This is a genomic window from Faecalibacterium sp. IP-3-29, assembly GCF_023347335.1.
Classification (GTDB): Bacteria; Bacillota; Clostridia; order Oscillospirales; family Ruminococcaceae; genus Faecalibacterium; species Faecalibacterium duncaniae.
The window spans coordinates 388,189-412,397 of the sequence record NZ_CP094471.1 but is presented as its reverse complement, the minus strand read 5'-3'; the positions used below and the strand labels follow the sequence as shown (position 1 = coordinate 412,397).

The window sequence follows — 24,209 nt, the reverse complement described above, 5'->3', positions numbered from 1 at the left end:
TTTCGGCTTGATTTATTCAAACGCTTATGTTAAAATGAAGCAAATGAATATGAAAGGAAGCTTGATTGTATGAGAATCGACCGTGTAAAACTGATCGCTGAAATGGCCCGGCAGGATGTGGGCGTTGCAGACCTGTCCCAAAGGGCCACTGTTTCCCGCGCCACTATAACGGCATTGCGTGGCGGAAAAAGTTGTAACGCAAACTCCGTTCGCCGTGTTGCTTCCGCTTTGGGCGTGACTGTGGAAAGCCTGTTGGAAGATGGAAAGGAGCATTGACCATGGGCGAGTGCATTAGCTATCCCCGTTTGCCCAACATGGCCCCGGTCAAACAAGCCGCCCAGCTTTACGGCCTATCGCCCTATTACATCCGCCGCCTGTGCAAAGCCGGTAAGATTCGGTTCGTAAATGCCGGGCGCGGCTGGCTTGTAAATCTGGACAGCCTTGCCCGGTACTTCGAGCAGGGCGACCCTGCCCCGGTGGAGCTGACCCCCGCAGCTCCCAGCGTCCGCCGGGTGTGCCCCTGATGAATTGAGGGGGAACACATGGAAGAACGTAAAAGTTTTTTGTTCTATCGGTCGTTTTGGAGTGGAGGAAGTAAGCTAAAACCTCGTGAAAGGCTTGCATTTTATGACGCACTTGCGCAGTATGCGTTCACCGGTCAAGAAACTTCCTTGCCCCATAATGCCGCAATATGTTGGGAGTTTGCAAAGCCTTTGATTGATTCCAATAACAAAAAGTACGCAGATGGGTCAAAAGGCGGCAGACCACAAAAAACCACTGGTTTTGATGATGATATAACCACTGGTTCCGATTCCCTCAAGAATATATCTGAGGATAAAGAAAAGGAGAAAGATAAAAGAGAAGGTAAAGGAGAAAGGAGAACGCGCCAAGCGCGGAATGAGAAAAAGCCGCAAACGGCAGTCTTTTCAAGCCTGCCTAGCGGCACAAATAGAATCGGCTACGCTGGAACGGAAGAGTTGAAAAAGCGGCAGATACCAAAGATTGAAAAGGCAGCAGAGCAAATAGCCGCCCAGCCGCAGACACAACAAGAGGACACAGAGACCGCCGAATTGAAAAAGGCGTTTCGACAGGACAGAGCAACGGAAGAACAGCCCACCCCGGCGGAATATGCCCAGCCCCCGCCGGGCTGATTCTCCGCCGATAGAGCAAGCGGCCAGACCTCACAGCCAAAAGAAAGGAGTATGCCCCATGTTTATTTACACCCTCTATACACTCACCGGCGAGACTTTAGGCCAAACGCCCTTGCTTGAGCAGGCCATGCGCACCGCCCGAGCCTATGCCGCTGTCCGCCGGGTGTCCTGTGTGGTAGAGTGCCGCCGCCTTGATACCGATGAAGCCCGCCGGGTGTTGCTGAACGCAGACGGCAGCATGGTCAAACTCTGGCAGGCCGCATAAAAGTGCATTTTGCCCCGGCCTGCTGGATGCACATAAATCACCTGATGAAAATATCATTCTGTGTGTCTATGCACAAACAAAACCAAAGGAAAGAACCATTATGACAAAAGAAACACTTTTACACGCAACTGACCTTTACACCACAATCCAGAAGATCGAGCAGCTTTTGACCATCTTCGAGAAGAACAGCATTGAGGAAGTAAAGGTGCGTGGGTTTGACTAGAAGCCCAGCACAGAGCAGGAAACCCGAATCCGCACCGCCATTCTTGCAGATCAGCGGGAAGAATTGGAACGCCTGAAAGCCGAACTTGCCGCGCTGTAACCACAAAGAGCAACTTACCATCAATCATTTTTGAAAAGGAGTGGTGAAGAATCATGCCACGCTGTACAGTTGACGCGGACTTTTTGAAGTCTGTTCTCGAGGAAGCGAAAGCCGCCGAGCGTTGGGCGGAAGCAACTTACCAGCTTTTCATGAAAAAGGGCGAAATAACGGAATACGCTATGCGCCGGATTCAGTATACCGAATCTATCTTGAATATCCCTTTCCACAGAAAGACCCTTGCCGAACTTGAGTCCGGCGAATGGCTGAATGAAAATTGCGTTACACTGGAAATGCAGTTGAAGTCCTGTCAGCATCTTTGCGAAAGCATCACCAACCGTTTGTCTGTCGTTCTGGAAGAATGCGACTATTACGATCAGGAACGCCGGAACACCATTCATCTTGCCCCGGCACGGACACAGAAAGGCCGACAGGTCACAATCCCGCCGGAAGTTGACGCAATACTTGCAAAGATGATGGAGAACGCCGAAAAGGAGAAGAAAGCATGACAACGGGAGCCGGAACCGGCACAGCATCAAGCCGCAGAGAAAAAGAGGACACGCGGCACTCTGTAGCAGAATACTACGATATGATTGAAAAGGAATATGCAAGCGCTGGACACATCATTTTCTTCCGGCGTTTGGTCATTACCCGCGCCGCCAACAACTGGCGAATGAATCACCCGCAAAAATAAAAAGGGCTTTCGTTTCGCATGGTACAAGCTGCCCCGCTTCTCTCATGCTACTTTGAAAGTCCCATCCGTAGGAACAAAGGAAAATAACTTGCGTGTCTATCTTCCCCCAATAGTATACCACAATCGGGGAGAGAGGGCAAAGCATAGGTTTTCACAACATCCAGAAAGGAATCCTATGAAAAAGAAAAAAGGCCACCAGCGTTCCCGCTTGCGTGTTGACCCGTTCAACCTGTTGCAGCAGCTTTGTGAGCAGGATTGTACACTATCCGAACTGCAACAGCGTACAGGCTTTGACCCAGCGGAAATTAAGCCATTACGCGCCGCCGGGAAAATCCATCTTGATACCCTGAATCGCATTGCCGCCGGGCTGGATGTTTCGCCCAACTCCCTGTTAATTACAGCAACTAGCCCTTGGAAGGCATACCATGGGGACTATGCAAATCAGACTTGTGGATTTTCTGATGCTTTCAACGTTCTTGCTGATTATAGCCCTTATGACCTTGGGCCGCTGTTCAAGTAATTGACATCTAAAGCCGCCGCCCCTCTGAGCTATAGAGGGCAGGCGGCTTTTTTGACCCCCGGCAGATTTTTCACGGCCATTTTTTGCGGAAGTGAAAAAAATCCCTGCCGTCTAAAATTATTTCGCGCTTCTGGACCCGCATAGTTTTCAAAAGAGCGCCCCAGTACCTTAACGCCTTGGGGAAGATCATCCCATAGTGCAACCGCCATGCTGAGCAGAAAATCAACAAAATGATATCAAATAGCACAATACGCTCACATCGTTACACTATAGCTACGCTCAAACGTCCGGTTCTGCATGGTTTTGTTATCATTCTTGCGCGATAGGCCCCGCCTGTTTTCTCGCTTCCCGCCTTGCTTTTTTGCTTGTACTGCGTCCTTGCTCTGCTGTATTCGCAAGTTTGTTTTTCTGGCGGGGTTTCAACACTTGCGGAAATGGTTTTCATGCGCACATTGTAGCCGTTGACCCCTAGCCGCTGGATATGATCGGGCAGGCTGTGGCAATCATCCGCCGCCGCTGTGCATATCGCCCCAATTGGAATGTGCTGCCCCTGTTTATCTGTTCCGCCGGGTGGTGTGTATAGTCCGCTGAATAGAGCCGCATATACTCTGCATTGTCACTATGTAATGACGCTTTGTCCCTTGCTTGCCGCCGGGTGTTTTGTAATCATGTCGGGTACAGTATGCGCCGTCCTGTTTTCTGGCTGTGTGCCTTGTCCTTTTGCCTGTGACATTCTTTTGCCCTGATCTATTCGCAAGTTGTTTTTCCATGGAACTTTTCGGGCTTGCGGAAGCTGTTTCATTTGCGCGCGCATAGCCCGCCCCCTGCCTGCTGAATGCACCTATGCAAAGAAAAATATTTCCGCGTACTTTTATTTGACATATTGAACAATTGCAAGCTGAAACTTTCCACATTTTACACACAAGAATCTTTCATTACAAAAACGATTTAATTTCATCAAACATTCGGCCCGACTGAACGCCGCCCCATCTGTCCATAGCCCGCCGGGAAAACCTGATGCAAGCCACGGCACCCCACGACACAGGACGGCACCCCATGGCATCAGATGCAAAGAGATTCCACGTTGTTCCCAATAGGCGTAAGGATTCCCGTTCATCAATGCTACATTCCGCTGCACCGCCGCCCGCGTTCGGCCCTCTTGCAAAATGGCCCGCCCCATGGTTTAATGCAGGCACACAGAGAACGACACAAACCGACCAGCAGAAAAAGAGGTGCATTGCTTGAACAATACGATCCGCTACCCGAACATGGGAACCGTAAAGCAGGCCGCTGAAATTTACGGACTGTCACCCCACTATATCCGGCGGCTTTGCAGGACCGGCAAAGTCCGGTATGTGAATGCCGGGCGCGGCTGGCTTGTGAATCTGGACAGCCTAGCCCGGTACTTTGAGCAGGGCGACCCGGCCCCGGCAGAGCAAAGCCAGACCGCCCACGGCATCCGACAAATTGGATGATGGACACACCCGGGAGCACACCGAGAACGTACACCCCGCCCGGCGGCGAGGTGTAACACACTAGACTTTCACGGAAAGTCGTGTGCTCTTGCAGAGGGCCTAGTGCTTGCAAGCAGGGCAGACGTATATACAATACGCTGCTCTTGCAAGCAATGGCCCTGTACATACACGGCCCCTTGCGTTGCAAGAACTTGTTGGGAAGAATCCCAAACCCACATAGCCGCCCCGCTCTGGCAGCGCCGCAGCACGCACCCGGCCCGCACTCTGATGCACGCAGCCAACGCACCCCGCCGGGGAGATCATGCGCAGATCAGACGGCACGGGGATTGCATCCCCATCCCGCTGTGCAGCGCGCAAATAGCCCACAAGGCATTCCAGAACCATTTGCATAGCGTCCCCGAAGTTGTCACCTTGCGTTGCAAGGTAATTCAAATCCGGGAAGATTACCGAATAACCGTCATTCTCTTTGTAGAAACAAGCCGGATATGCCGTTGCTCCCCGGCGGTACGCTTCAAAGTCCACCTCAACCCGCCGCACAATCTGCCCGCCCACTGCTGTGGGCATCGTGTCGGACGCTTCCGGGATTGTCCGGCCTGCATCCTGTTCCGTAATGCCCCAAATGCTGATAGCGTCCCGGGCCATGTCCAGCGCTTCCGCGAGGGTGCCGCCCTCTGTGTTGATGTTCAAATTAGGGACAAAGACCACATACCCACGCCCGGCGGGTGTCAGAATCACAGGATAGCTTGCTTTCATGGTATCACCTCAGTTCACATTGCACCGCGTCCAACATGGCAGCACAAGCAGCAGCCCCGCCCCGGCGGCATCCATGCCCAGCAGCACACAGCCAGACCGCCGCCCACGTTGCCCGCTGCATCCACATTCCGCCGGGGAGATCATCCACAGACCAGGCAGGGAGAGCACCACCAGCACGACCACAGCCCCACGCCCAGTAAGAGCCACACCGAACAGCGGCCCGCACTGGAAGCCGACCGCAGATCCCGCCGGGAGTAGCAGCAACCACGCACACGATCAGACCGGCCCACGTTGCCCCCGTCCCTGCTATGGGAAAACCCCCGGCAGACACCGCCCGGCATATGCAGCGGCCGCACCCAGACCGCCCGCAAATCTCGTAGCCTGAACCGCCCCGCCCACACCGCCGGGCATCAGAAGCAAGGCACAGTGTAAGGCACACGGCAAGGCATTTTTTCAAGAGTAAGGCACAAATAAGGCACATTCTGGCTGTTTCGCACCCCTTGTAAAACAGAAAAGCCCACGATTCACACCGCGTTTTCAACGGTCGATCGTGGGCTTTTCTTTGGTGCGCTCGAGGGAACTCGAATCCCTGGCCCTCTGATTAAAAGAATCCAAGGTGCATCATTCGTCAAATTTCAAAAGTTCGAAGAAGCATTGTTTTTATCGCATCATCGCAAAACACGCCTTTGCACACACCGCATTGTTTGCATACAGTGTAATACTTTGCAACCGTTATCCAGCTATTCAGGTGTGCAAAAAGTGTGCAAAAATGTGCAGACGGGCAAAACAAAGCCCAATGGACAAATCAACCACCGGTTTTATGGCAGGGTTTAGGACATCCGAACAGACACCGTTTGATATAGAAATGAGGTTCACCATGAACAAACTGCTTTCCTGCCGCTTCAATATGGACACCAACCGGGTGGAAGCTCGGTTCGAGGATGGCACCACTCTTGCCATCGACTGCATCGCCGTGGAGGACGAGTACGGCAGCACCCCCGCACAGCGGGCAGAGCTGGACTGGCTGCTGTGCAACAGGCCGCTGGAGTACGCACAGCTTGTGCTGGGAGGAGAGATGGAGCACTATCTCTCGCTGGGATGCGACCACGGCAGGCTGGAAGATTAAGTCCCTATAAAGAACACGGTGCCCACCGACCTATGGTTTGCCATAAGCTGGTAGCATCGCTTCTTATCCATAAGCAACTCGCTCTTTTCGGCTAACGCTTTTTTGTAAATGTTTCCCTTGCAGAATCTCTCCAGATTCTCTATAATAAGAAAGAGCTTTATAAATCTTCTTTCAAATGTTGAATCTGCTCTTGGAGGTGAGTGAGCCCATGACCGGCAGCGGAGCAAATAACCGCGATGTTAAAAAAATCAACCGCATCCGAACGATTCGCAGCATTTTTTCCTGCGACCGAATCTCGCAGCCGGAGCTTGCGGCAAAAGTCAACAACAGCTGGCCGACCGTATTGCAGAATGTCAAAGAACTGATGGCGATGGGACTGGTGCAGGAGGTCGGCACCTTTGAATCCACCGGCGGGCGCAAGGCGAGAGCATTCGCTCCTGTACGGGATGCCAGACTTGCGGTCGGACTGGAGATTACCCAGAATCATGTCGGAGCAGTTCTGGTCGATCTGTCCGGTAACCTTCTCCGCTATGAGCGTAAAAAGCGTCTTTATGAGCGGTCGGACACCTATGCGGAAATGCTTGCCGGAATCGTGCAGGGGCTGATCGAAAAAGAGGGCTACCCGGTGGAAAAAATTCTGGGTGTCGGCATTTCGCTGCCCGGTATTCTGGACAAAGAGGGGCAGACATTGGTTTACTCTCATGCCTTGGGTCTGCGGAATGTTCCTACCGAAGAATTCAGCCGTTACATCCCGTTCTCCTGCCGGTTCATCAATGACGCGAACGCTGCCGGACTTGCTGAAGTGCGCGACCTCGAATCCCCCCGCAGCCTTGTCTACCTTTCTCTGAGCAACAGTGTCGGTGGTGCGATTCTGACCGGTGGAGCGCTCTATGGCGGCGACCATCTTCGTGCCGGAGAGTTCGGGCACAACACGCTCGTTCCCGATGGCCGCCCCTGCTACTGCGGAAAAAAGGGCTGTCTGGATGCCTATTGCTCTGCAAAAGTCCTCTCCCGACTGACTGACGGAAATCTTGCACTATTCTTTGATGGGTTGCGCTCTGGCGATGCAGCTTTGCAAACGGCATGGAATGAATACCTTTCTTACCTTGCTGTAGCAGTCAATAATCTGCGCATGACCTTCGACTGTGATGTAATTGTTGGCGGCTACGTTGGCGGATTTCTGGCAGAGTTTGGCGAACCGCTCCGGGAAATGCTGGTCGAGCGTAATACGTTTGAGCCGGACAGTTCCTACCTGAAGTTCAGCCGCTATAAGCTGGAAGCCTCTGCGCTGGGAGCCGCTCTGCTCCATATCGAAGCCTTCATTCAGAACCTATAAACCTTCCCATCGAGGACGGCACCTGCCGTCCTCGATTTTTTGCACAATTCCGCCGCTTTTTCCTTGTGCAGTTCTCCGAATCCGCGAAAAAGGGCTTGACTTTGGTTGTGCGGTGTGTTAATTTGTAGTCACATTCATAAACACTTTATAAAAGTTAATAAACAAACAAAAACGGAGGTCATCTTATGAAAGGCACAATGAAAGTTGCAGTCATGAACGGCATCGGCAAGATGGGCTACACCACCCGCCCGATCCCCACACCCAAAGAGGACGAAGTTCTGGTCAAGCTGGAATACGTTGGCATCTGCGGCAGCGATATGCACTACTATGAAACGGGTGCGATCGGCAATTATGTAGTCAAGCCGCCGTTCGTGCTGGGCCACGAGCCGGGCGGCACAGTCGTGGAAGTTGGCAGTGCTGTCAAGCATCTGAAAGTCGGCGACCGCGTTGCGCTGGAGCCGGGCAAGACCTGCGGTCACTGCAAGTTCTGCCGTGAGGGCAAATACAACCTCTGCCCGGATGTCGTGTTCTTCGCTACTCCGCCGGTAGACGGTGTTTTTCAGGAGTATGTGGCCCATGAAGCAAACCTCTGCTTCAAGCTGCCGGACAACGTAAGCACCATGGAAGGTGCGCTGATCGAGCCTCTGGCTGTTGGTTTCCACGCAGCCAATCAGGGCGGTGCTCATGCCGGTCAGACTGCGGTGGTCATGGGTGCAGGCTGCATTGGTCTGGTCTCCATGATGGCGCTGAAAGCCGAGGGTGTTTCCCGTGTTTACGTTGTAGATATCATGCAGAAGCGTCTGGATAAGGCTCTTGAACTGGGTGCAGACGGTGTGATCAACAGCCGCGAAAAGGATGCTGTCCAGACGATTCTCGACCTGACCGATGGTCTGGGCTGCGACCTCGTTATCGAGACTGCTGGCACAGAAATCACTACCCGTCAGGCCATTGAGATGGCGCAGAAGGGCGCAAACATCGTTCTGGTTGGTTACTCCAAATCCGGCGAGATGACCCTGCCTATGAGCCTTGCACTGGACAAGGAACTGACCTTCAAGACCGTGTTCCGTTATCGCCACATTTACCCCATGGCGATCGATGCCGTTGCTTCCGGCAAAATCAATCTGAAGGGCATTGTGACCAACATCTTTGACTTTGACGACATCCAGAATGCCATGGACAAGAGCATTTCGGACAAGGCCAACATCGTCAAAGCAGTGGTGAAGATTGCGGAGGAAACGAAGGTATGAGCTTTCCGCAGGTTCTGACCGGTGTGGCGCACATTGGCATCCCAACAAATGATCTCGACAAGACCATTGCATTTTACAAGAAGCTGGGGTTTGTTTCTGCGCTGGAAACGGTGAACAAAGCCGCCGGGGAGCGCGTTGCGTTTCTTCAGCTTGGCGATCTGATGATCGAAACCTATGAAAACCATCGTGCGGCGGAAAAGGCCGGAGCAATCGACCATGTAGCTCTGGCAACGACCGATATCGAAGCCGCCTTTGCTGCGGCAAAAGAGGCAGGGATGCACCTGCTGCATTCCAGCATCCAGTCACTGCCGTTCTGGGAAAACGGTGTTCGCTTTTTCATGGTCGAAGGCCCGAATAAAGAGAGAATAGAGTTCTGCCAGAAATTATAAGCATCGCGTCAAGAGGAGAAAGGAGCGCGTCGTATGAGTTACACAGCAGAGCCGAAACAGCAGGATACGAACATCAAAGTCCCTCTGATCAGTAAAATCGCTTACGGCATGGGCGATGTGGGCTGCAACTTCAGCTGGATGTTCGTTGGCAACTTCTTGATGATTTTTTACACCGATGTCTGCGGCATCAGCATGGCGGCAGTGTCCCTCCTGATGCTGGTCTCCCGCTTCTGGGATGCCATCAATGACCCCGTGATCGGTTCGCTGAGCGACCGTACCCGTTCCCGCTGGGGACGCTACCGTCCATGGCTGTTGTTCGGCGCGCCGGCAACTGCTGTGGTGCTCGTGCTGACATTCTGGGCGCACCCCACATGGTCAGACAGTGCTAAGAGCCTGTATATGTACATTACTTACTGTGTACTGGTTCTGGGCTATACTTGCGTGAACATCCCTTATGGTACGCTCTGCGGCACCCTGACCCAGAACATCGAGGAGCGTGCGAAAATCAACACCTCTCGCTCCGTCTGTGCCATGATCGCCATCAATATCATCAACATCATCACCCTGCCTTTGATCTCTGCTTTTGGCGGTGATAATGCAGCACGGGGATATCTTCTGGTGACCGTCCTTTACGGCGGTATCTTCACCCTCTGTCACTGGTTCTGTTTTGCCAAAACCAAAGAGGTCGTCCAGCCCCCGGAGCGGAAAAAAGTCTCACTGAAAAAGCAGTTGGATGCAGCGCTTCAGAACAAGCCCTACCTGATTGCACTGGCGGGTCAGTTCCTGTTCGGTGTAACGCTGTATGGCCGCAATGCCGACCTGCTCTATTACTTCAAATATGTGGAAGGCAACGAGAATCTGTTTACCATCTACTCGATGATCCTGATCGTTCCCTCCATTCTGGGTGCTGCGGCATTCCCCTTCGTGTTTGAAAAGCTGGGCAACAAAGGGCACACCGCTTCCCTTTTCGCTGCCGGAACCGGCGTTTCCCTGATTGCGCTCTATTTCTTCAGTGCAGTTTCTTCTCCCATTCCGTTCTATACATTCGCTGCACTGTCCCAGTTCTTCTTCTGCGGATTCAATACCGCCATCTACGCCATCGTTCCCGACTGCGTGGAGTATGGCGAGTGGAAAACCGGTGTCCGCAACGATGGTTTCCAGTACGCATTCGTTTCACTGGGGAACAAACTGGGCATGGCGATTGGCACCTCTGCGCTGGCTGGTGTGCTGAGTGCATTGAGTTTTGCCCCCAATCAGGTGCAGAATGCTGCCGTGCAGAATGCGATGCACTATGCATTCTCGCTGCTTCCCGGTGTGCTGTGGCTGATAACAGCGATTGTCCTGTTCTTCTACCGAATCAGTAAGCGTTCGTATAACCAGATTATGTCCGAACTGAACGCTAAAAAAACAGGTTGAGGTGATACCATGTTTGATGTTGTAGCTTTGGGAGAAAGCCTGATCGACTTTACCCCGAACGGAACCAATGCACAGGGCATCGAATTGTTTGCCCGGAATCCCGGCGGTGCACCCGCCAATGTCCTTGCCATGAATGCCCGTCTGGGCGGCAAAACAGCATTCATCGGAAAAGTCGGCAAAGACGGATTTGGCGATTTTCTCCGCCAGACCCTTGTGGAAAGCAGCATTGATGTGTCCGGTCTGGTGATTGACGAAAAGATTCCCACGACCCTTGCCTTCGTACAGCTTGACAGCAAGGGAGACCGCTCCTTTACCTTTTACCGGAACCCCGGTGCCGATGTGATGCTGACTTCGGCAGAAGTCAACAGGAATCTGATCGACGATGCTGCCATCTTCCATTTCGGCTCTGTCTCTCTGACCGCCGACCCGAGCCGCACCGCCACGTTGGAAGCTGCGCGGTATGCACGGCAGCAGGGCAAGCTGGTCAGCTTTGACCCCAATTACCGTCCGCTTCTGTGGGAGCACCCGGCAGATGCCGTTGTCCAGATGCAGGAAGGTGTCAAGCTGGCGGATCTTCTGAAAGTTTCCGAGGAAGAAATGCAGCTTATCACAAACGAAAGCGACCTTGCCCGCGGCTCACAAGCCCTGCTCGAAATGGGGCCATCTCTTGTGCTGGTATCGCTGGGTGCAAAGGGTGCTTATTACCGGAACGCTGTGGGCGCAGGGCATCTTCCCACCTATGATGTGCCTACCGTGGACACGACGGGTGCAGGCGATGCTTTCATGGGCGCAATTCACTACCAGCTGCGGAGAAAAGCTGCGGAGGATTTGCGTACCCTCCCTGCATTTGAGCTTGAAGAAATCGTCCGCTTCGGCAATGCAGCGGGCAGTCTGACCACGACAAAGGGCGGCGCAATCCCTGCAATGCCCTCCATGGTGGAAATTCAGAACTGCATTGCCTCTATCCCACTGATGTAAAAGAAAGGATACCCTATGACAAAATTACAGATCAGAATGCGGCAGGTCGATCAGGTCAAGGACTTTGTAGATTTGCTGTCCAAATATCCCTATGAGATGGACTTAGTCTCCGGGCGATATACCATTGATGCCAAATCCCTGCTTGGCATTTACAGTCTCGACCTGAGCAATCCGCTTACCCTTGTGATTTATTCCGATTCCTGCGAAGAACTGCTGACACAGCTCCATGCGCTGCTCCCAGATTGCATCGTCTGATTTTCTACGCTTTTCTCCTTCTTCCATTTGCACCGTTCAATTCTGGTTCTCCTTCACCAGAATCGGGCGGTGTTTTGATTTGTATAAGTCCTACTATCACTGCTTTACTGCAATAAAATTTGCAAAACCATCTTGACGCTCGCCGCAATCCGTGATACCCTTTATCGCAAATCCCACCAATTTTGTAGAAAAGTACAGAGCGGCGAGGATTTATTCCCCATGAAGATTTTTACCGCCCCGCAACACACCCGATCTATTTTGCCGCCGTTTCACCCGACAAAATCATCGCTGCGCTGCGTGGGCGGTATTTTTCTTCTTCACAAATAAAATCTTATGTAGTTGTTCAATCTTCCAAAATTTGTTTTTGGTTGTTGACCGCACAACCGAAAAGTGTTATTCTTGTGCTTGAAAGAAGCAGGTTGTAGTGTCCGCACTGCGTCCGGCTTTCTTCATACTGTACCTTGAATCTTACATAAGCCGTCTGAACGAGATACTGCGCCATGACCTCACACTTTCTGTGGGCGAGCCGGACAACGCCGCTGCAAAACAGGGGTAGGAACTGCGTTCGGTGTGAACGGTGACCATGAGCAGGGGCTTTGCCTTTTCACACGTTTTGCTCTGCAAAATTTTCAACGTGCATTGCGGTTCGACTTCTGAAATTTTCAGTGTTGCACGGAAAGGGCGAAAGCAAGTATCGACCTGTGGCCACAAATTTTCAATGCTTGAAAAATTGCTGTCCACTCAGTCATCCTTGTTGGGGCGTGCCTGCCCCAAACCCTGCTCTAGCTTCGCACCGTTGGTGCGAATGCGGCGTGTCGCATTACATAGCCCTCTCCATCCCGGAGCGGGCATTTATCATTTTCACAGGAGGTCGAATATGGCTGAAATGAAAAGTCCGAACGTACACGCAAAGAAGAACCGCAATGACACGCCGCGAAAACGAAAGACACACATCATCAAAGTCAGGGTGACCGCAGAAGAAAAACTGCGGATCGCATACGCCTGCAAAGAACTCCACCTCACCCAATCCGAACTCGTCCGCCGCGTCCTGTACGGCGTGAACGTCAAGCACACCGTTGTGGTGGCGCAGGGCGGCGAGGATGCACTGGCGGTGCTTGCCGCCTTGTCTGCTCAGTGCAGCAAGGTGGGAAGCAACCTCAACCAGCTTGCACGGCACTTCAACTCCGGCGGCAAAGACACCGAGCAGCTCCGGGCGCAAATTCTGGAGGAACTGTCCGCACTCACGAACTTTCGGCTGAAAGCCGAAGAAACGGTTGGTGAACTGTATGGCAACCATCAAGCATTTAAGCTCGAAGAACTCTAACTATGCCGCCGCCGAAAGCTATCTCACCTTTCAGCACAACGAGTACACTGGTCTGCCCATTCTGGACGAGAAGGGCAGACCCAAGCTGCGGGATTCGTACCTGCTCGACACCCTTGAGTGCGGCGAATCTTCGTTTGCTATGGCCTGCCTGATTGCCAACCGCAAGTACGGCAAGAACGGCGGGCGGGAGGACGTGAAGACCCATCACTACATTGTGAGCTTCGACCCGAAGGACGCAGTAGAGAACGGCCTAACCATGGAGAAGGCACAAGCCCTTGGCTTGCAGTTCTGCAAGGACAACTTCCCCGGTCATCCCGCCATCGTCTGCACCCACCCGGACGGTCACAACAGTGCCGGGAACATCCACGTCCACATCGTCATCGGCAGCTTGCGCGTCCGCACCGTGGAACGGCAGCCCTTCATGGACAAGCCGTGCGACTGGGAAGCGGGCAAGAAGCACCGCTGCACCTCTGCCATGCTCCGGCACCTTCGTGTCGCAGTCATGGAGATGTGCGAGCAAGCCGATCTGAACCAGATCAATCTGCTGGAAGCCCAAGGCGACCATGTTTCGGAGCGCGAGTATTGGGCGCAGCGGCGCGGACAACGCCGCCTCGACCATGCCAACGCCAAACTTGCCGCCGAAGGGCAGCAGCCCACCCAGACCGTCTACCAGACCGAGCTGGACAAGCTGCGAAAGCAGATCTACGCTGTGCTGAACAAGACTACCACCTTCGAGGAATTTTCTGCATTGCTCATGCAGGAACACGGCATCGCCGTGAAAGAGAACCGAGGTCGGTTGAGCTACTGCCCACCCGGCCGGACAAAGTTCATCACCGCCAAGAAACTGAGCAAGAAGCTGGAAAAGGAGCAGGTGCTGACCGCCCTCTCCCAGAACATCCAGCTTGCCGCCATCATCCAGCCCAGCAGCGAAAAGAAGCCGGATAAGATCAGGAAACTGGTTGACATTCAGGCGAACGTTGCTGCGGGCAAGGGCATCGGCTATGAGCGTTGGGCGAAAAAGTTCAACCTCAAACGCTGGTCGCAAACCTTGTGTCTCCTGCAGGAGAAAAAGTTGCTCAGCGAAGATGCCCTGAACCAGCGCATTGCCGAACTGCAAACCCAGCACGACGATGCACTGGCGGTGGTCAAAGACATGGATGCCCGCATGGTCTCCCTCAAGGAGCTGCGCGGGCATCTTGTGGTCTATCGGCAGTACAAACCTCTTGCACAGAAGCTCCAGACTGTGCGGAATCCCGCCAAGTTCAAGGAGCAGCACCGTGCAGAGTTTGCTGTGTACGAGGCAGCTTGCGCCTATTTCAAGGCCAATGGGCTCAGGACGCTGCCGGACCTCAAAAAACTGGATGCCGAATACCAGACCCTTTCCTCGGAGAAAAACGGTTTCTACACCCGCTACAAGAAAGCGCAGATCGAACTGCGTGAACTCCGCACCGCACAACAGAACGTGGAAGCCTTCTTCCGCAAGGAAGAGCGCAGCCATGCCGTACCGCAGCAGGAGGTCAAATGAACAACACTCTGACGGATCGATGTGTGAATAAACCCAACCTCACCCACGCCCCTCACCGGGCTTCGTCCTTTCGCCTGTACCCCGCCCATTGGGACGGAGGGTAGCACCTCTGTCTTTTCGGACGTAAAAAACGCCATCTCGACCCGGCAGGCAGCGGAGCTATACGGCTTCGCTGTAAACCGGAACGGCATGATGTGCTGTCCCTTCCACGAGGATAAACACCCCAGCATGAAGGTGGACAGCCGTTTCCACTGTTTCGCCTGTCAGGCAGATGGCGATGTGATCGATTTTGTCGGCAGACTTTTTCAACTTTCTCCCTATAAGGCTGTGGAAAAGTTGAAGGAGGACTTCGGCATGGCACTTGCCGACGGCAAGGTGCGGCTTGCTCCCCGCAGACCGCCCACCGTCCGGCAGCAGCTGCTGGACTATTACCGCTGTCTGCAGCGTTGGCGGGTCCGATATGCACCGCAGTCACCCACAGAAGAACTTCACCCCTGCTTCCTTGAAGCGATAAAGAACCTTGACATCGTTGAATATTATCTGGACTGTTCGGTGCTCCCGGACCCGCAGACCGAAAACGAGCTACGGAAGTATCGGGAGGGATTGCATGAGCGACTGGAAAAAGAGGAACGACGATTGGCGTGATGAGGACGAACTGGAAGAAGAGGAAGAATGCGAATGCCCTTGGGTAGACAGTAAGGGCAAAGTGCGTGAAACCGCTTACTGCCAGTACCTTTTAGAGAAACACCCCATGATGTGCCTGAAACAGAAGCTGTTTGACCAGAACGGCGAGGTGGACGAGGACGCACTGCTCTACGAAGTCCACAGCGACCTCCGTGACTTTGTGCTCGACAACCTTGCCAAGAAGGAGAAGCAGGTTCTGGACGCACTCCGTATCGAAACCTATACCCCTGAATGGAAACCCCAGCTTGACCGCATCCATCTCCAGAACGGAACCTACTTTCTGGACGAGCGGGGCTTTGTGCCGGAAAAGGAACTCTGCCTGAACCGGCTCCCCGTGGAATACCAGCCCGATGCCCCTGCACCGACCAAGTGGCTGGAATTTCTGGACGGTCTGCTGATCCCGGAGGACATTCTGACCTTGCAGGAATATCTCGGCTATCTTCTGATCCCGTCTACCAAGGCGCAGAAGATGCTGGTCATGACCGGCAAGGGCGGCGAGGGAAAATCCCGCATCGGCTTGCTGCTGAAGAAGCTGTTCGGGGAAGCCTCTCACTCCGAATCCATCCTCCGCATCGAGACGAACCGCTTTGCCAGTGCAAATCTGGAGTACAAGCTGGTCATGGTCGATGACGACCTGAACATGGTGGCGCTGCCCGAAACACGGAACATCAAGTCCATCGTCACCGCCGAGGACCGTTTGTGCATTGAGCGAAAGAATAAGCAGGCTGTGCAAGGCTTGCTGTACGTTCGTTTCATCTGCTTCGGCAATGGCAACCTTGTGGCTGCTCACGATGACAGCGACGGCTTCTGGCGCAGGCAGATCCTCATCACGGTGAAAGACCGTGACCCTGCCCGAGTGGATAACCCGTTCCTTATCGAAGAGCTGTCCGAGGAGCGTCCCGGCATCCTGCTGTGGATGCTGGAAGGGTTGCACCGTCTGCTGGCGAACCGCTATCAGTTCACCATCAGCGAGCGCTCCATCCAGAACCTCGAAGCAGCCATGGCGGACAGCGACAACCTGACCCAGTTCATGCAGGCAACGGCGTATGTCCGCTTCAAGCCCGACACCGAGGAACGCTCCACCTACCTCTACCGCGCCTACACCAAGTGGTGCGAGGATAATCTGGAATCGCCTGTTCCGCAAAAGAAGTTCAGCCAGTTCCTGCTGAAAAATGCAGGGAAGTATGGCCTGACCTTCTCCAAGCACATCGAGGGAAAGTACCGCGGCTTCCGGGGCGTATGCGTCCACCCCGCCTTTGCTGCGGCATAAAACACACGAAAAGTGAAAAACTCCCGCCCTACGCGCCCTAAAGCCATGGTTTTGACTTGTTATCGCTGTTTTCTCCGGGCGCGTATCTGCCCTTTCCGGGCGGATGCAGGGCGGCAACGCGCCCTTCGGGGCGGGAAAGAAACCCGGATGCGCCCCAAAAGGGCGCGTCCATCCCAGCCATGCGCCCTGTAAAATTCACGCAGAAAGGCACTTTTGTGTGGTTTGGGGCGCGTAGGGCGCGTAAATTCAAGTTCTCGCACTTTTTTGGGCTGCTGCTTCGGGTCAGGAGCGGCAGGCCCTTACATATTTACCGGCCCACAGGGTGCAGCTCAACCGGAACTGCGCCGGGTCTGGAGAAGTGCAAAGGAGACATGCCTATGACGAATGTCCGCAAAAATTCCGCTAAACTGACCCGTGAGGACTTGAAAATCGCGCCCAAATTCCCTACAATGGAATTGTCCGAAACCCCTGCCGTAGAACCTTCTGACCAGACCAGAAAAACCGTCCGACACGCCCCGCTTGTCTACCGGGTGGAGGAGATTGCCCAGCTTTTGGCGATCTCCAACCGTGCTGCGTACAATCTGTGCAACACCACGAAAGATTTCAAGGTGATCCGCCTTGGTACCAGCATCCGGGTAAGCAAGCAGAGCTTCGATGATTGGTTTGCAGCGGTCTGAGGGAGGGAACATCTATGGCATCTATTCTCAGGCGCGGAGATTCCTACTCCGTTCGTTTCAAATACAAAGACCATGCTGGCCGGATCTGTGAAGGCTGGGAGAGTTTCAAAACCAAGAAGGAAGCGCAAGACCGCAAGATCTCGGTAGAGAAAGAACTCTTGGACGGTACGTTCCTCATACCTGATGCAATGACGGTAGCGGAAATGCTGTACAAGTGGCTCCCCATCCAGTCCAGCAAGCACAAGTGGGCACCCAAAACCTACACCCACACGGTAGCCATGATTCAGAATCTTGTCGTGCCCTATCTCGGCAAGAAGCAGATTCAGAAGGTTCAGACGTATGACCTCGAACAGTTCTACGCCACTTTGAGCCGGACACCGCGCGGACTGTATAAGCAGGGTGTCAAGCAAACGCTCACCGACAAACAGAAGCGGCAGTTTCTGACGGGTGCTTCCATCCGGGAAGTCCATGCCATGCTCAAGACTGCTTTTTCCTATGCCGTTGAGTGGGGTCTGCTCCTCAAGTCACCGATTCCGAGAGAAGCCCCGAAATCGACCTCGGAAGAACGTGCCATCTGGGACGAAAAGACCATGCTTGCTGCGTTGCAGACCATGACCGACCCTACGCTCCACCTTGCTGTTCATCTGAGCATGATTCTCTCGCTGCGTGTCGGAGAGATCCTTGGCTTGCAGCCGGGAGACATCGACTTTGATGCAGCGGATGGACGTGGGACCATCACGGTCGGCAGGAGCTTACAGCGCACCGAAAAGGCTGCACTGGAAAAGACCGATCCGAATCAGATCTACCACATCTTCCCCGACCAGCGTGAGGGCAGCAGCTCCGCACTGGTGCTGAAGAAGCCGAAAACCAAGAAATCCAGCCGCACCCTTTATCTGACGAGACCCTTGAAAGAGGAACTGCTGGCTTGGCTGGAAAAGCTCCGTCAGGACGAGCTTGCCATGGATGGCAGATATCGCAACTGTGGCCAGCTCTTCCGCCTGCCCAACGGTATGCCTGTTGCCCCGGAAGCCCTTTCTAAATGGTACCGCACTTGGCGTGCAGAGCACCCGGAGTTTGAGAAGATCGTGTTCCACGGTCTGCGCCACTCCAGTGCCACTTACCAGTTGATTGAATCCGGCGGCAACATCAAAGCCGTGCAGGGCAACACCGGTCACGCCACCACCGGCATCCTGATGGACACCTACGCCCACACGCAGGACAAGCCCCGGTTGGAGCTGGCTGAGAAGCTGGAAACAGACTTCTATTCACAGGACATCGGTTCCCCCAAATCCGGCTCTGCGCCGGTAAAAGAAAATCTGCCGGACAGCATCCAGATCACCCCGGAAGGGATGCTGAAAGTTGTCCGGCAGATGAACCCCGAGCAGCGGCGTGAGTTCACCCGCCTGCTGTTCGTCTGAAAAAAGTATGGAAAAAACGCTCACGATGCACAGAATGCAGACAATGCAAGGAAAAACACGGCTTTCCCGCCGGTGTGCAAAAAGTGTGCAAAAGTGTGCAGAGCCCCAGAAAATGGAAAATCCCACGAGGAATCTTACGATTCTTCGTGGGATTTTGGTGCGCTCGAGGGAACTCGAATCCCTGGCCCTCTGATTAAAAGTCAGATGCTCTACCGGCTGAGCTACGAGCGCATACATTATAAAGCGCAGTATAACACGATACTGCCGAATAATATTACCATACTCCCGGGCAAAAAGCAAGCTTTCTGCACAAAAAACTTTCCCAAAGCCGTCATCGGGCAGATTTTGCCATGAACTGCCCCTTTACAAACCGGGCAAGAACCAGTACAATCAAAGCAGTTCATTACAAAACTGCAACCGACCTGCCGGGCGCACTTCCGCGCCTGGCAAGCCGATCCGATAGGAGGGCTTTTTCCATGAAAATTTCTCGACGGTCCGTACTTCGCTATTCCGGGCTGACGGCGGCGCTGCTGGCGCTCACCGGCTGCTCTGCAAGCCCCGGCAGTGCCATTCTGGGCGGTGACCTGCCCGACTGGATGAAGAGCCTGTTCTGCGGCTCGGCGGCATCCTCTTCTGCTTCTTCTGAGGCCGCTGCATCCTCTGCGGCCTCAGCCGGTGAGGCCGCAGCTGGTGAGGCAGCCGCCTCCTCGGCAGCGTCCAGCGAAGCCGCAAGCTCTGCGTTCAGCCTTCTGCCTGCCTACGACGCTGACCCTCTGACCGGCGAAGCCCGCAAGAGCACCGGCCGGATGGTGGGTGTGATGGTCAACAACATCGCCAACTCCGAAAAGCAGAACGCACGCCCCCAGCGCGGCATCGGCTCGGCAGACCTGCTCATCGAGAGCAAGGTGGAGGGCGGCATCACCCGCCTGTGTGCCGTGTTCCGGGATGCGGACACCATCCCGGAGGTCGGGCCGCTGCGCTCCGGCCGCGACCAGTTCTTGCAGCTGCTCATGCCCCATCAGGCCCTCTATTACCACGATGGCGAGAGCATTTTCTGCACCCAGTTCATCAATGTATACGATTACTCCGGCCTGAACATCGGCGGCAAGAGCTACTTCAACACGCCGGTTCACCCCCACGTTGCCCACCGTGACAGCCGCGGCCGCAATGTAGCCTATGAACACACCGAGTTCACCTCCGGCAAGGAGATCAAACAGGCAGCCGGTAATGCCGGCATCGGCCTGACCTACGCCAACGAAACGCCTTTCTTCCACTTTGCCGATTACCGCACCGCGGCCTCCAATGACCTTCCCGGTGCCCCTGCGGCCAAAACCATCAGCATCACCCACTCCGAGAGCTACAGGACCCGCCTGACCTACAACAGCTGGGGCCGCAGCTACAAGCTGGAAATGTACAACCGCTCCAAAAAAGCCTATGAGAACACCGTGGACGAGCTGACCGGCAAGCAGCTGACCTTTGACAACGTGGTGGTCTGCTTTGCCGATATCGCCGCCTATGCGGGCGATTCTCACGATGTCCAGTCGGTCAACTATGTGGCCGGTGGGCAGGCGTACCTCTTCACACGGGGCGGCGTGCAGGTGGGCCGCTGGGAGAAGCCGCATCCCACCCATCCGCTCAAGCTCTACACCGAAACCGGCGAGGAGATGACCCTGAACCGGGGCAAGACCTATCTGGCACTGGTGGACAATGATGAGTGGAGCAATTTCAGCTACTAAATCACCCGCCCTCCGGGGCAGAAGAGGGAAACCGATGAAACGCTTTTGGATGCGCGCTTTGCTCTGTTTTGCGCTCTGCGCCGCACTGCTGACAGGCTGTGCGCTCAGCCCCAGCTCCCAGCCCGCCGAAAGTCCCACTGACCCGCTCACCGGGCAGGAGCTTGTCTGGCCGGGCCAGCGGCCGGTCGCCATCACCATTGACAACGCGGCCGCCAGCACCACTCAGTGGGGGCTTTCCACAGCCTCGCTGGTGCTGGAAGCCCTGACCGCACAGCAGCAGTCCACCCGGCTCTGCCTGGTCTACCCTGCCGTGGGGGCCGTGCCGCAGGTCGGGCCTGTTTCTGCCGGGCAGGATCTTTACTGGCGGCTGCTGGTGGGCCAGCAGGTACTGCCGGTGCAGCGGGGCGGTGGGCAGTTTGACCAGAACTACCTTGATTACTACTCTCTGCGCGCGGTAGACGCGCTGGAGGTGGGCACCAATGCCTTTTCCTGTGAGACCAATTGGCAGAATGTCCCGCTGTGGCATACCAGCGGTGCAGCACTTTCGGGTGTGCTGGGCAGCCTGAACATCTCCCCGGCCCTGACAGAATCCCGCGTCACGGACACCTCTTCCAGCAGCTCCGACAGCGAGAGCGGAACCCTCCTCTCCGTGCCCAATCTGCTGCCCATGCAGGAAAACGGCAAGCTGCCCGATGCAGATGCTTCGGACGCAATGAGTGTCCGGGTCCAGTTTGACGCACAGAACGCCACCGGCTTCTCCTACGATGCCGACAGCAAAACCTATCGGATGCTCCACGCGGACGGCACACCGCAGCTGGATGCCAACAACGGCCAGCAGGCAGATTTCGACAACCTGCTCATCCTGTTCAGTGCCTCCACCCTGCGTGACGATGGTGTGACGCTGGATTACGACCTGACCATGGGCGGCGGGGTCTGGCTCAACGAGGGCCACCTGTGGAACATCACCTGGACGCAGGGCAGCGAGACCACCTTCTTCCTGTATGATTCCAACGGCCGCCCCCTGACCCTGACGGCAGGCCGCAGCTATCTGGCGCTGGTGTCCAGCCTGACCGGGCAGGAGCTCACTGTGCAGAACTCCACCGGGGAAAGCCTGTTATAAGCAAAAGAGACGGTCCTGCAATCCGATGCAGAACCGTCTCTTTTTACGCTATGCTATTTACAGATCGACCACGCTGCCCACCTCGGCAAGGGTGGCAGGCACCGCGCCCAGATGGACTTCATCGGCATCCCGGCGCACCACAAAATGGACGGTCTGGCCTGCGGCAAAGTCAGGCTGATAGATCAGCTCCAGCGTCTGCCAGTCCGCCGGGGTCTCGCAGAAGCAGTGGAGCATCGCCCCGCGCCCTGCGGAAAGATTCAGGGTAAAGGCAGAGGCATCTGCCGCATTCTCACCGTAGAGGGGAGCTGCAAAGCTGCCCACCCGCACCTGTCTGCCGTCACACAGGGCAGTCAGGCCGGTGCCCAGGCTGTACAGGGCGTTCCTGCTGTCCAGCCCGCGGCTCTGCAGGTAGCTGGCACCCACAGCCAGCGGCCGGGCCGAGAGGTTCTCCACCGACAGATAGACCAGCGTGCTGTCCAGCTCCGGGGCCGGTGCATAGCCCAGCAGCTCCACTGCCGCCTTGCCGTCCAGCAGAGCAGGTTCGCCCTCATAGCAGGGGGCCAGAGCCGCGCCCGAAACACCTGTGAGCAGAGCTGCAGCCAGACTGACTGCACCGGAACCGGCATATTTCAGGAACGAGCGGCGGGACAGGGATTGTGACATCGGGGATTCCTCCTAACGGGAAAATAAGTTCTCTTTATACAATAGTAAATTCCGGGCTTTCTGTCAAGAGATTTGCCCGGAATTTTACCTGTTCTTCCGCGTTTTTACGTGTTTTGGATATTTTCAGAGCGGCGCGGCAAAGATTCTTACTCAAACGCCTCGTTTTCCTCGGCTTCTGCCTGCCCGCGCAGGGTATCGGCGTAGCCAAAGGGGACGATGTCGATGGCCTCCACCAGACGGTCGCGCATCCAGAGCTGCACGTCGGTCTGGACAGTATAGCCGCAGCCGGGGTCGGCCATCCACTGTTCCGGGTGGCGGGAGGGCAGCGCGCGCTGGCTCAGCATACTCATGATCACGCCGCCATGGGTCACGCAGGCAGCCTCGGTCACATCCATCCGGATCATATACTCAAACAGCTTGAGCAGGGTCTCGGCGCAGCGGGCATGGAACTGCTCGGTGGGCTCTGCTCCCTCGGGCACAAAGCCGGAGCCGGGGGTGATCCACTTCTTGAAATCCTCTTCCTTGACCAGATCCTTCACGGGCCGGTTCTCAAACACGCCGAAGCCTGCTTCCCGCAGGTCGTGCACCGTGAACTGGTGGCCTGCATTGGGGAACAGAATGTTCGCTGTCTCCACAGCGCGCACCAGCGGGGAGGAGAACACCGTGTCCACCTGCGGATACTCGAACCGCTCCTTCAGCTCCTTCAGCTGGGCGCGTCCCTCATCACACAGGGGGATGTCCGTACCGCTGCCGATGTACAGGCCCTGCAGATTACCGGCCGTCATGCCGTGGCGGATGAGATGAAGTTTGAACGTTTTCATGGAAAAACACCTCTATCTGGCAAAGAGTTCCTCTTTGCTGTAAAATTTCGCACCGGCAGTGGGCAACCTGCCCGGGCCGTGCGCCACAAAATATGCGTTGATTGTCTTTAGTTTAGCATAGATATGGTATCCGGGGCAAGCCTTTTGACAAAAATGACGAAAAATGACGAGAATTTCCGTTACTTTTCTTGCTTTACTTTTGGTTTTCCACTGTGTATAATCAACATGTTGTAAACCAAAACTCAAAGAAGTTCAATTTCCACTACTGAGGAGTCCAAAATCATGGAATTCAACCGTATCATCAAGCTGCTGCGCAAGGAGCGCGGCATCACCCAGAAGCAGGCCGCGGAGGACCTTGGGGTGTCCCAGGCACTGCTCTCCCACTACGAAAAGGGCATCCGCGAGTGCGGTCTGGACTTTGTTGTCCGGGTAGCGGATTACTATAATGTGTCCTGCGATTACCTGCTGGGCCGCTCGGCTGAGCGCAACGGCATGATGCTGAACGCCGATGACCTGCCCAACCCCGATAAGATGAAGGACAACGTCTACCACGGCAGCGTTCTGCCCACCATGAACAAAAAGCTGATCTCCAACAGCCTGAACGTGCTGTACGCCAAGATCGCCGAGTGCCACAGCAAGGCCCTGACCACCGAGGTCAGCACCTACCTGATGATGGCCGTGGCCAAGATGTTCCGCCTGCTCTATTCCGCCGAACCCCACAACGCCCAGAGCCTGTTCAGCGTGGAGGCCCGCCGCTGGCCCGGCTACTCCGATGCCGTGATGCGGATGAGCGAGAGCAACGTGGAGGACCTGCTGGCCGGTGAGGACCTGAACGGTGCCGAGGGCGTGAAAGACCCCTCCTGCCTTGCCATGACCACCGAGAGCCTGACCCGGGAATACCCGCTGTACACCCCCAGCCTGCTGAATCTGGTCAAGACCAGCGAGACCCATGTGCGCGGCCTGGACCCCAACCAGTAAGCTTCTGTGTGAAACTCCTGTTAATTCTGTGCCCAGGGCCTTGCAATTTCCGGTAAAAAATGCTATAAA

At 55.1% G+C, this 24,209-nt stretch carries 29 protein-coding genes and 1 tRNA gene; 25 read left to right on the top strand and 5 right to left on the bottom strand.

Features of this window, described 5'->3' with window-relative positions; genetic code table 11:
• Nucleotides 1–69 precede the first annotated feature (69 nt).
• From MTP40_RS01935 to MTP40_RS01900, 9 genes are all read left to right on the top strand, one after another.
• Nucleotides 70–276 carry a helix-turn-helix domain-containing protein gene (locus MTP40_RS01935; protein ID WP_005929558.1) on the top strand — a complete coding sequence of 69 codons (207 nt, stop codon included), beginning with the start codon at nt 70–72 and terminating at the stop codon, nt 274–276.
• Between the two features lie 2 nt (nt 277–278).
• Complete coding sequence (locus MTP40_RS01930; protein ID WP_005929560.1) at nt 279–524, top strand: helix-turn-helix domain-containing protein; 246 nt, start codon at nt 279–281, stop codon at nt 522–524.
• Nucleotides 525–542: 18 nt separating this feature from the next.
• Nucleotides 543–1,151, top strand: a complete 609-nt coding sequence (locus MTP40_RS01925) for a DUF6291 domain-containing protein (RefSeq protein WP_005929562.1) — start codon at nt 543–545, stop codon at nt 1,149–1,151.
• A gap of 58 nt (nt 1,152–1,209) precedes the next feature.
• Entirely contained in the window at nt 1,210–1,416 is a 207-nt protein-coding gene (locus MTP40_RS01920; protein WP_005929565.1) for a hypothetical protein, read from the top strand.
• A gap of 100 nt (nt 1,417–1,516) precedes the next feature.
• Complete coding sequence (locus tag MTP40_RS14425) at nt 1,517–1,639, top strand: hypothetical protein (RefSeq protein WP_256469155.1); 123 nt, start codon at nt 1,517–1,519, stop codon at nt 1,637–1,639.
• 152 nt (nt 1,640–1,791) lie between these two features.
• The gene (locus MTP40_RS01915) at nt 1,792–2,244 is read left to right on the top strand and encodes a hypothetical protein (RefSeq protein ID WP_005929570.1); all 453 of its coding nucleotides are present in this window, start codon (nt 1,792–1,794) and stop codon (nt 2,242–2,244) included.
• On the top strand, nt 2,241–2,429 hold the full coding sequence (locus MTP40_RS01910) for a hypothetical protein (RefSeq protein ID WP_005929571.1): 189 nt from the start codon (nt 2,241–2,243) through the stop codon (nt 2,427–2,429). Before MTP40_RS01915 ends, MTP40_RS01910 begins: the two co-directional genes overlap by 4 nt.
• Nucleotides 2,430–2,604: 175 nt before the next feature.
• Complete coding sequence (locus MTP40_RS01905) at nt 2,605–2,949, top strand: helix-turn-helix domain-containing protein (protein WP_005929574.1); 345 nt, start codon at nt 2,605–2,607, stop codon at nt 2,947–2,949.
• 1,241 nt (nt 2,950–4,190) lie between these two features.
• Nucleotides 4,191–4,424, top strand: coding sequence for a helix-turn-helix domain-containing protein (locus tag MTP40_RS01900; protein WP_035393342.1), 234 nt, complete (start codon nt 4,191–4,193; stop codon nt 4,422–4,424).
• A 99-nt stretch (nt 4,425–4,523) separates the two neighbouring features.
• Here the strand turns inward: MTP40_RS01900 and MTP40_RS01895 are convergent, their stop codons facing one another.
• Nucleotides 4,524–5,177 carry a type II toxin-antitoxin system HicB family antitoxin gene (locus MTP40_RS01895; RefSeq protein WP_249259723.1) on the bottom strand — a complete coding sequence of 218 codons (654 nt, stop codon included), beginning with the start codon at nt 5,175–5,177 and terminating at the stop codon, nt 4,524–4,526.
• 9 nt (nt 5,178–5,186) lie between these two features.
• On the bottom strand, nt 5,187–5,384 hold the full coding sequence (locus MTP40_RS01890; protein ID WP_249259722.1) for a hypothetical protein: 198 nt from the start codon (nt 5,382–5,384) through the stop codon (nt 5,187–5,189).
• Between the two features lie 670 nt (nt 5,385–6,054).
• Here MTP40_RS01890 and MTP40_RS01885 point away from each other — a divergent pair.
• The 13 genes from MTP40_RS01885 (at nt 6,055) to MTP40_RS01825 (ending at nt 18,822) form a co-directional block, all read left to right on the top strand.
• A complete protein-coding gene (locus MTP40_RS01885; RefSeq protein WP_112144091.1) occupies nt 6,055–6,303 on the top strand; it encodes a DUF6061 family protein in 249 nt (82 codons plus the stop codon).
• A 208-nt stretch (nt 6,304–6,511) separates the two neighbouring features.
• Nucleotides 6,512–7,639 carry an ROK family transcriptional regulator gene (locus tag MTP40_RS01880; protein WP_120119684.1) on the top strand — a complete coding sequence of 376 codons (1,128 nt, stop codon included), beginning with the start codon at nt 6,512–6,514 and terminating at the stop codon, nt 7,637–7,639.
• Nucleotides 7,640–7,824: 185 nt separating this feature from the next.
• The gene (locus tag MTP40_RS01875) at nt 7,825–8,886 is read left to right on the top strand and encodes an NAD(P)-dependent alcohol dehydrogenase (RefSeq protein WP_005940978.1); all 1,062 of its coding nucleotides are present in this window, start codon (nt 7,825–7,827) and stop codon (nt 8,884–8,886) included.
• The gene (locus tag MTP40_RS01870; RefSeq protein WP_117476342.1) at nt 8,883–9,275 is read left to right on the top strand and encodes a VOC family protein; all 393 of its coding nucleotides are present in this window, start codon (nt 8,883–8,885) and stop codon (nt 9,273–9,275) included. Before MTP40_RS01875 ends, MTP40_RS01870 begins: the two co-directional genes overlap by 4 nt.
• A gap of 33 nt (nt 9,276–9,308) precedes the next feature.
• Nucleotides 9,309–10,691, top strand: a complete 1,383-nt coding sequence (locus MTP40_RS01865) for an MFS transporter (RefSeq protein ID WP_097791229.1) — start codon at nt 9,309–9,311, stop codon at nt 10,689–10,691.
• Nucleotides 10,692–10,700: 9 nt separating this feature from the next.
• Entirely contained in the window at nt 10,701–11,669 is a 969-nt protein-coding gene (locus MTP40_RS01860; RefSeq protein WP_154252497.1) for a carbohydrate kinase family protein, read from the top strand.
• A gap of 15 nt (nt 11,670–11,684) precedes the next feature.
• Nucleotides 11,685–11,924, top strand: coding sequence for an HPr family phosphocarrier protein (locus MTP40_RS01855; RefSeq protein ID WP_015564590.1), 240 nt, complete (start codon nt 11,685–11,687; stop codon nt 11,922–11,924).
• A gap of 877 nt (nt 11,925–12,801) precedes the next feature.
• Nucleotides 12,802–13,248 (top strand): plasmid mobilization protein, encoded by a 447-nt coding sequence (locus MTP40_RS01850; protein ID WP_249259721.1) that lies wholly within the window; start codon nt 12,802–12,804, stop codon nt 13,246–13,248.
• Complete coding sequence (locus MTP40_RS01845) at nt 13,211–14,773, top strand: relaxase/mobilization nuclease domain-containing protein (protein ID WP_249259720.1); 1,563 nt, start codon at nt 13,211–13,213, stop codon at nt 14,771–14,773. The genes MTP40_RS01850 and MTP40_RS01845 overlap by 38 nt, the downstream gene beginning before the upstream one ends.
• A gap of 189 nt (nt 14,774–14,962) precedes the next feature.
• Nucleotides 14,963–15,418, top strand: a complete 456-nt coding sequence (locus MTP40_RS01840; RefSeq protein WP_256469152.1) for a CHC2 zinc finger domain-containing protein — start codon at nt 14,963–14,965, stop codon at nt 15,416–15,418.
• Complete coding sequence (locus tag MTP40_RS01835; protein WP_005937058.1) at nt 15,381–16,727, top strand: DNA primase family protein; 1,347 nt, start codon at nt 15,381–15,383, stop codon at nt 16,725–16,727. The genes MTP40_RS01840 and MTP40_RS01835 overlap by 38 nt, the downstream gene beginning before the upstream one ends.
• Nucleotides 16,728–17,098: 371 nt before the next feature.
• Nucleotides 17,099–17,404, top strand: a complete 306-nt coding sequence (locus MTP40_RS01830) for a helix-turn-helix domain-containing protein (RefSeq protein ID WP_212792280.1) — start codon at nt 17,099–17,101, stop codon at nt 17,402–17,404.
• Between the two features lie 14 nt (nt 17,405–17,418).
• Nucleotides 17,419–18,822, top strand: a complete 1,404-nt coding sequence (locus MTP40_RS01825) for a site-specific integrase (protein WP_249259718.1) — start codon at nt 17,419–17,421, stop codon at nt 18,820–18,822.
• A 155-nt stretch (nt 18,823–18,977) separates the two neighbouring features.
• On the opposite strand, the gene MTP40_RS01820 is transcribed toward MTP40_RS01825, so the two are convergent.
• Nucleotides 18,978–19,053, bottom strand: a tRNA-Lys gene (locus MTP40_RS01820).
• A gap of 245 nt (nt 19,054–19,298) precedes the next feature.
• Here MTP40_RS01820 and MTP40_RS01815 point away from each other — a divergent pair.
• Both MTP40_RS01815 and MTP40_RS01810 read left to right on the top strand, forming a co-directional pair.
• A complete protein-coding gene (locus MTP40_RS01815; protein ID WP_238078072.1) occupies nt 19,299–20,558 on the top strand; it encodes a DUF3048 domain-containing protein in 1,260 nt (419 codons plus the stop codon).
• A gap of 34 nt (nt 20,559–20,592) precedes the next feature.
• Complete coding sequence (locus MTP40_RS01810) at nt 20,593–21,678, top strand: DUF3048 domain-containing protein (protein WP_249259717.1); 1,086 nt, start codon at nt 20,593–20,595, stop codon at nt 21,676–21,678.
• Nucleotides 21,679–21,735: 57 nt separating this feature from the next.
• Here MTP40_RS01810 and MTP40_RS01805 read toward each other — a convergent pair whose 3' ends face one another.
• Both MTP40_RS01805 and MTP40_RS01800 read right to left on the bottom strand, forming a co-directional pair.
• A complete protein-coding gene (locus MTP40_RS01805; protein WP_097770080.1) occupies nt 21,736–22,341 on the bottom strand; it encodes a twin-arginine translocation signal domain-containing protein in 606 nt (201 codons plus the stop codon).
• A gap of 146 nt (nt 22,342–22,487) precedes the next feature.
• The gene (locus tag MTP40_RS01800; protein WP_005929611.1) at nt 22,488–23,162 is read right to left on the bottom strand and encodes a histidine phosphatase family protein; all 675 of its coding nucleotides are present in this window, start codon (nt 23,160–23,162) and stop codon (nt 22,488–22,490) included.
• A 282-nt stretch (nt 23,163–23,444) separates the two neighbouring features.
• Here MTP40_RS01800 and MTP40_RS01795 point away from each other — a divergent pair, with 282 nt between their 5' ends.
• Nucleotides 23,445–24,140 carry a helix-turn-helix domain-containing protein gene (locus MTP40_RS01795; RefSeq protein ID WP_005929618.1) on the top strand — a complete coding sequence of 232 codons (696 nt, stop codon included), beginning with the start codon at nt 23,445–23,447 and terminating at the stop codon, nt 24,138–24,140.
• Nucleotides 24,141–24,209: the final 69 nt, after the last annotated feature.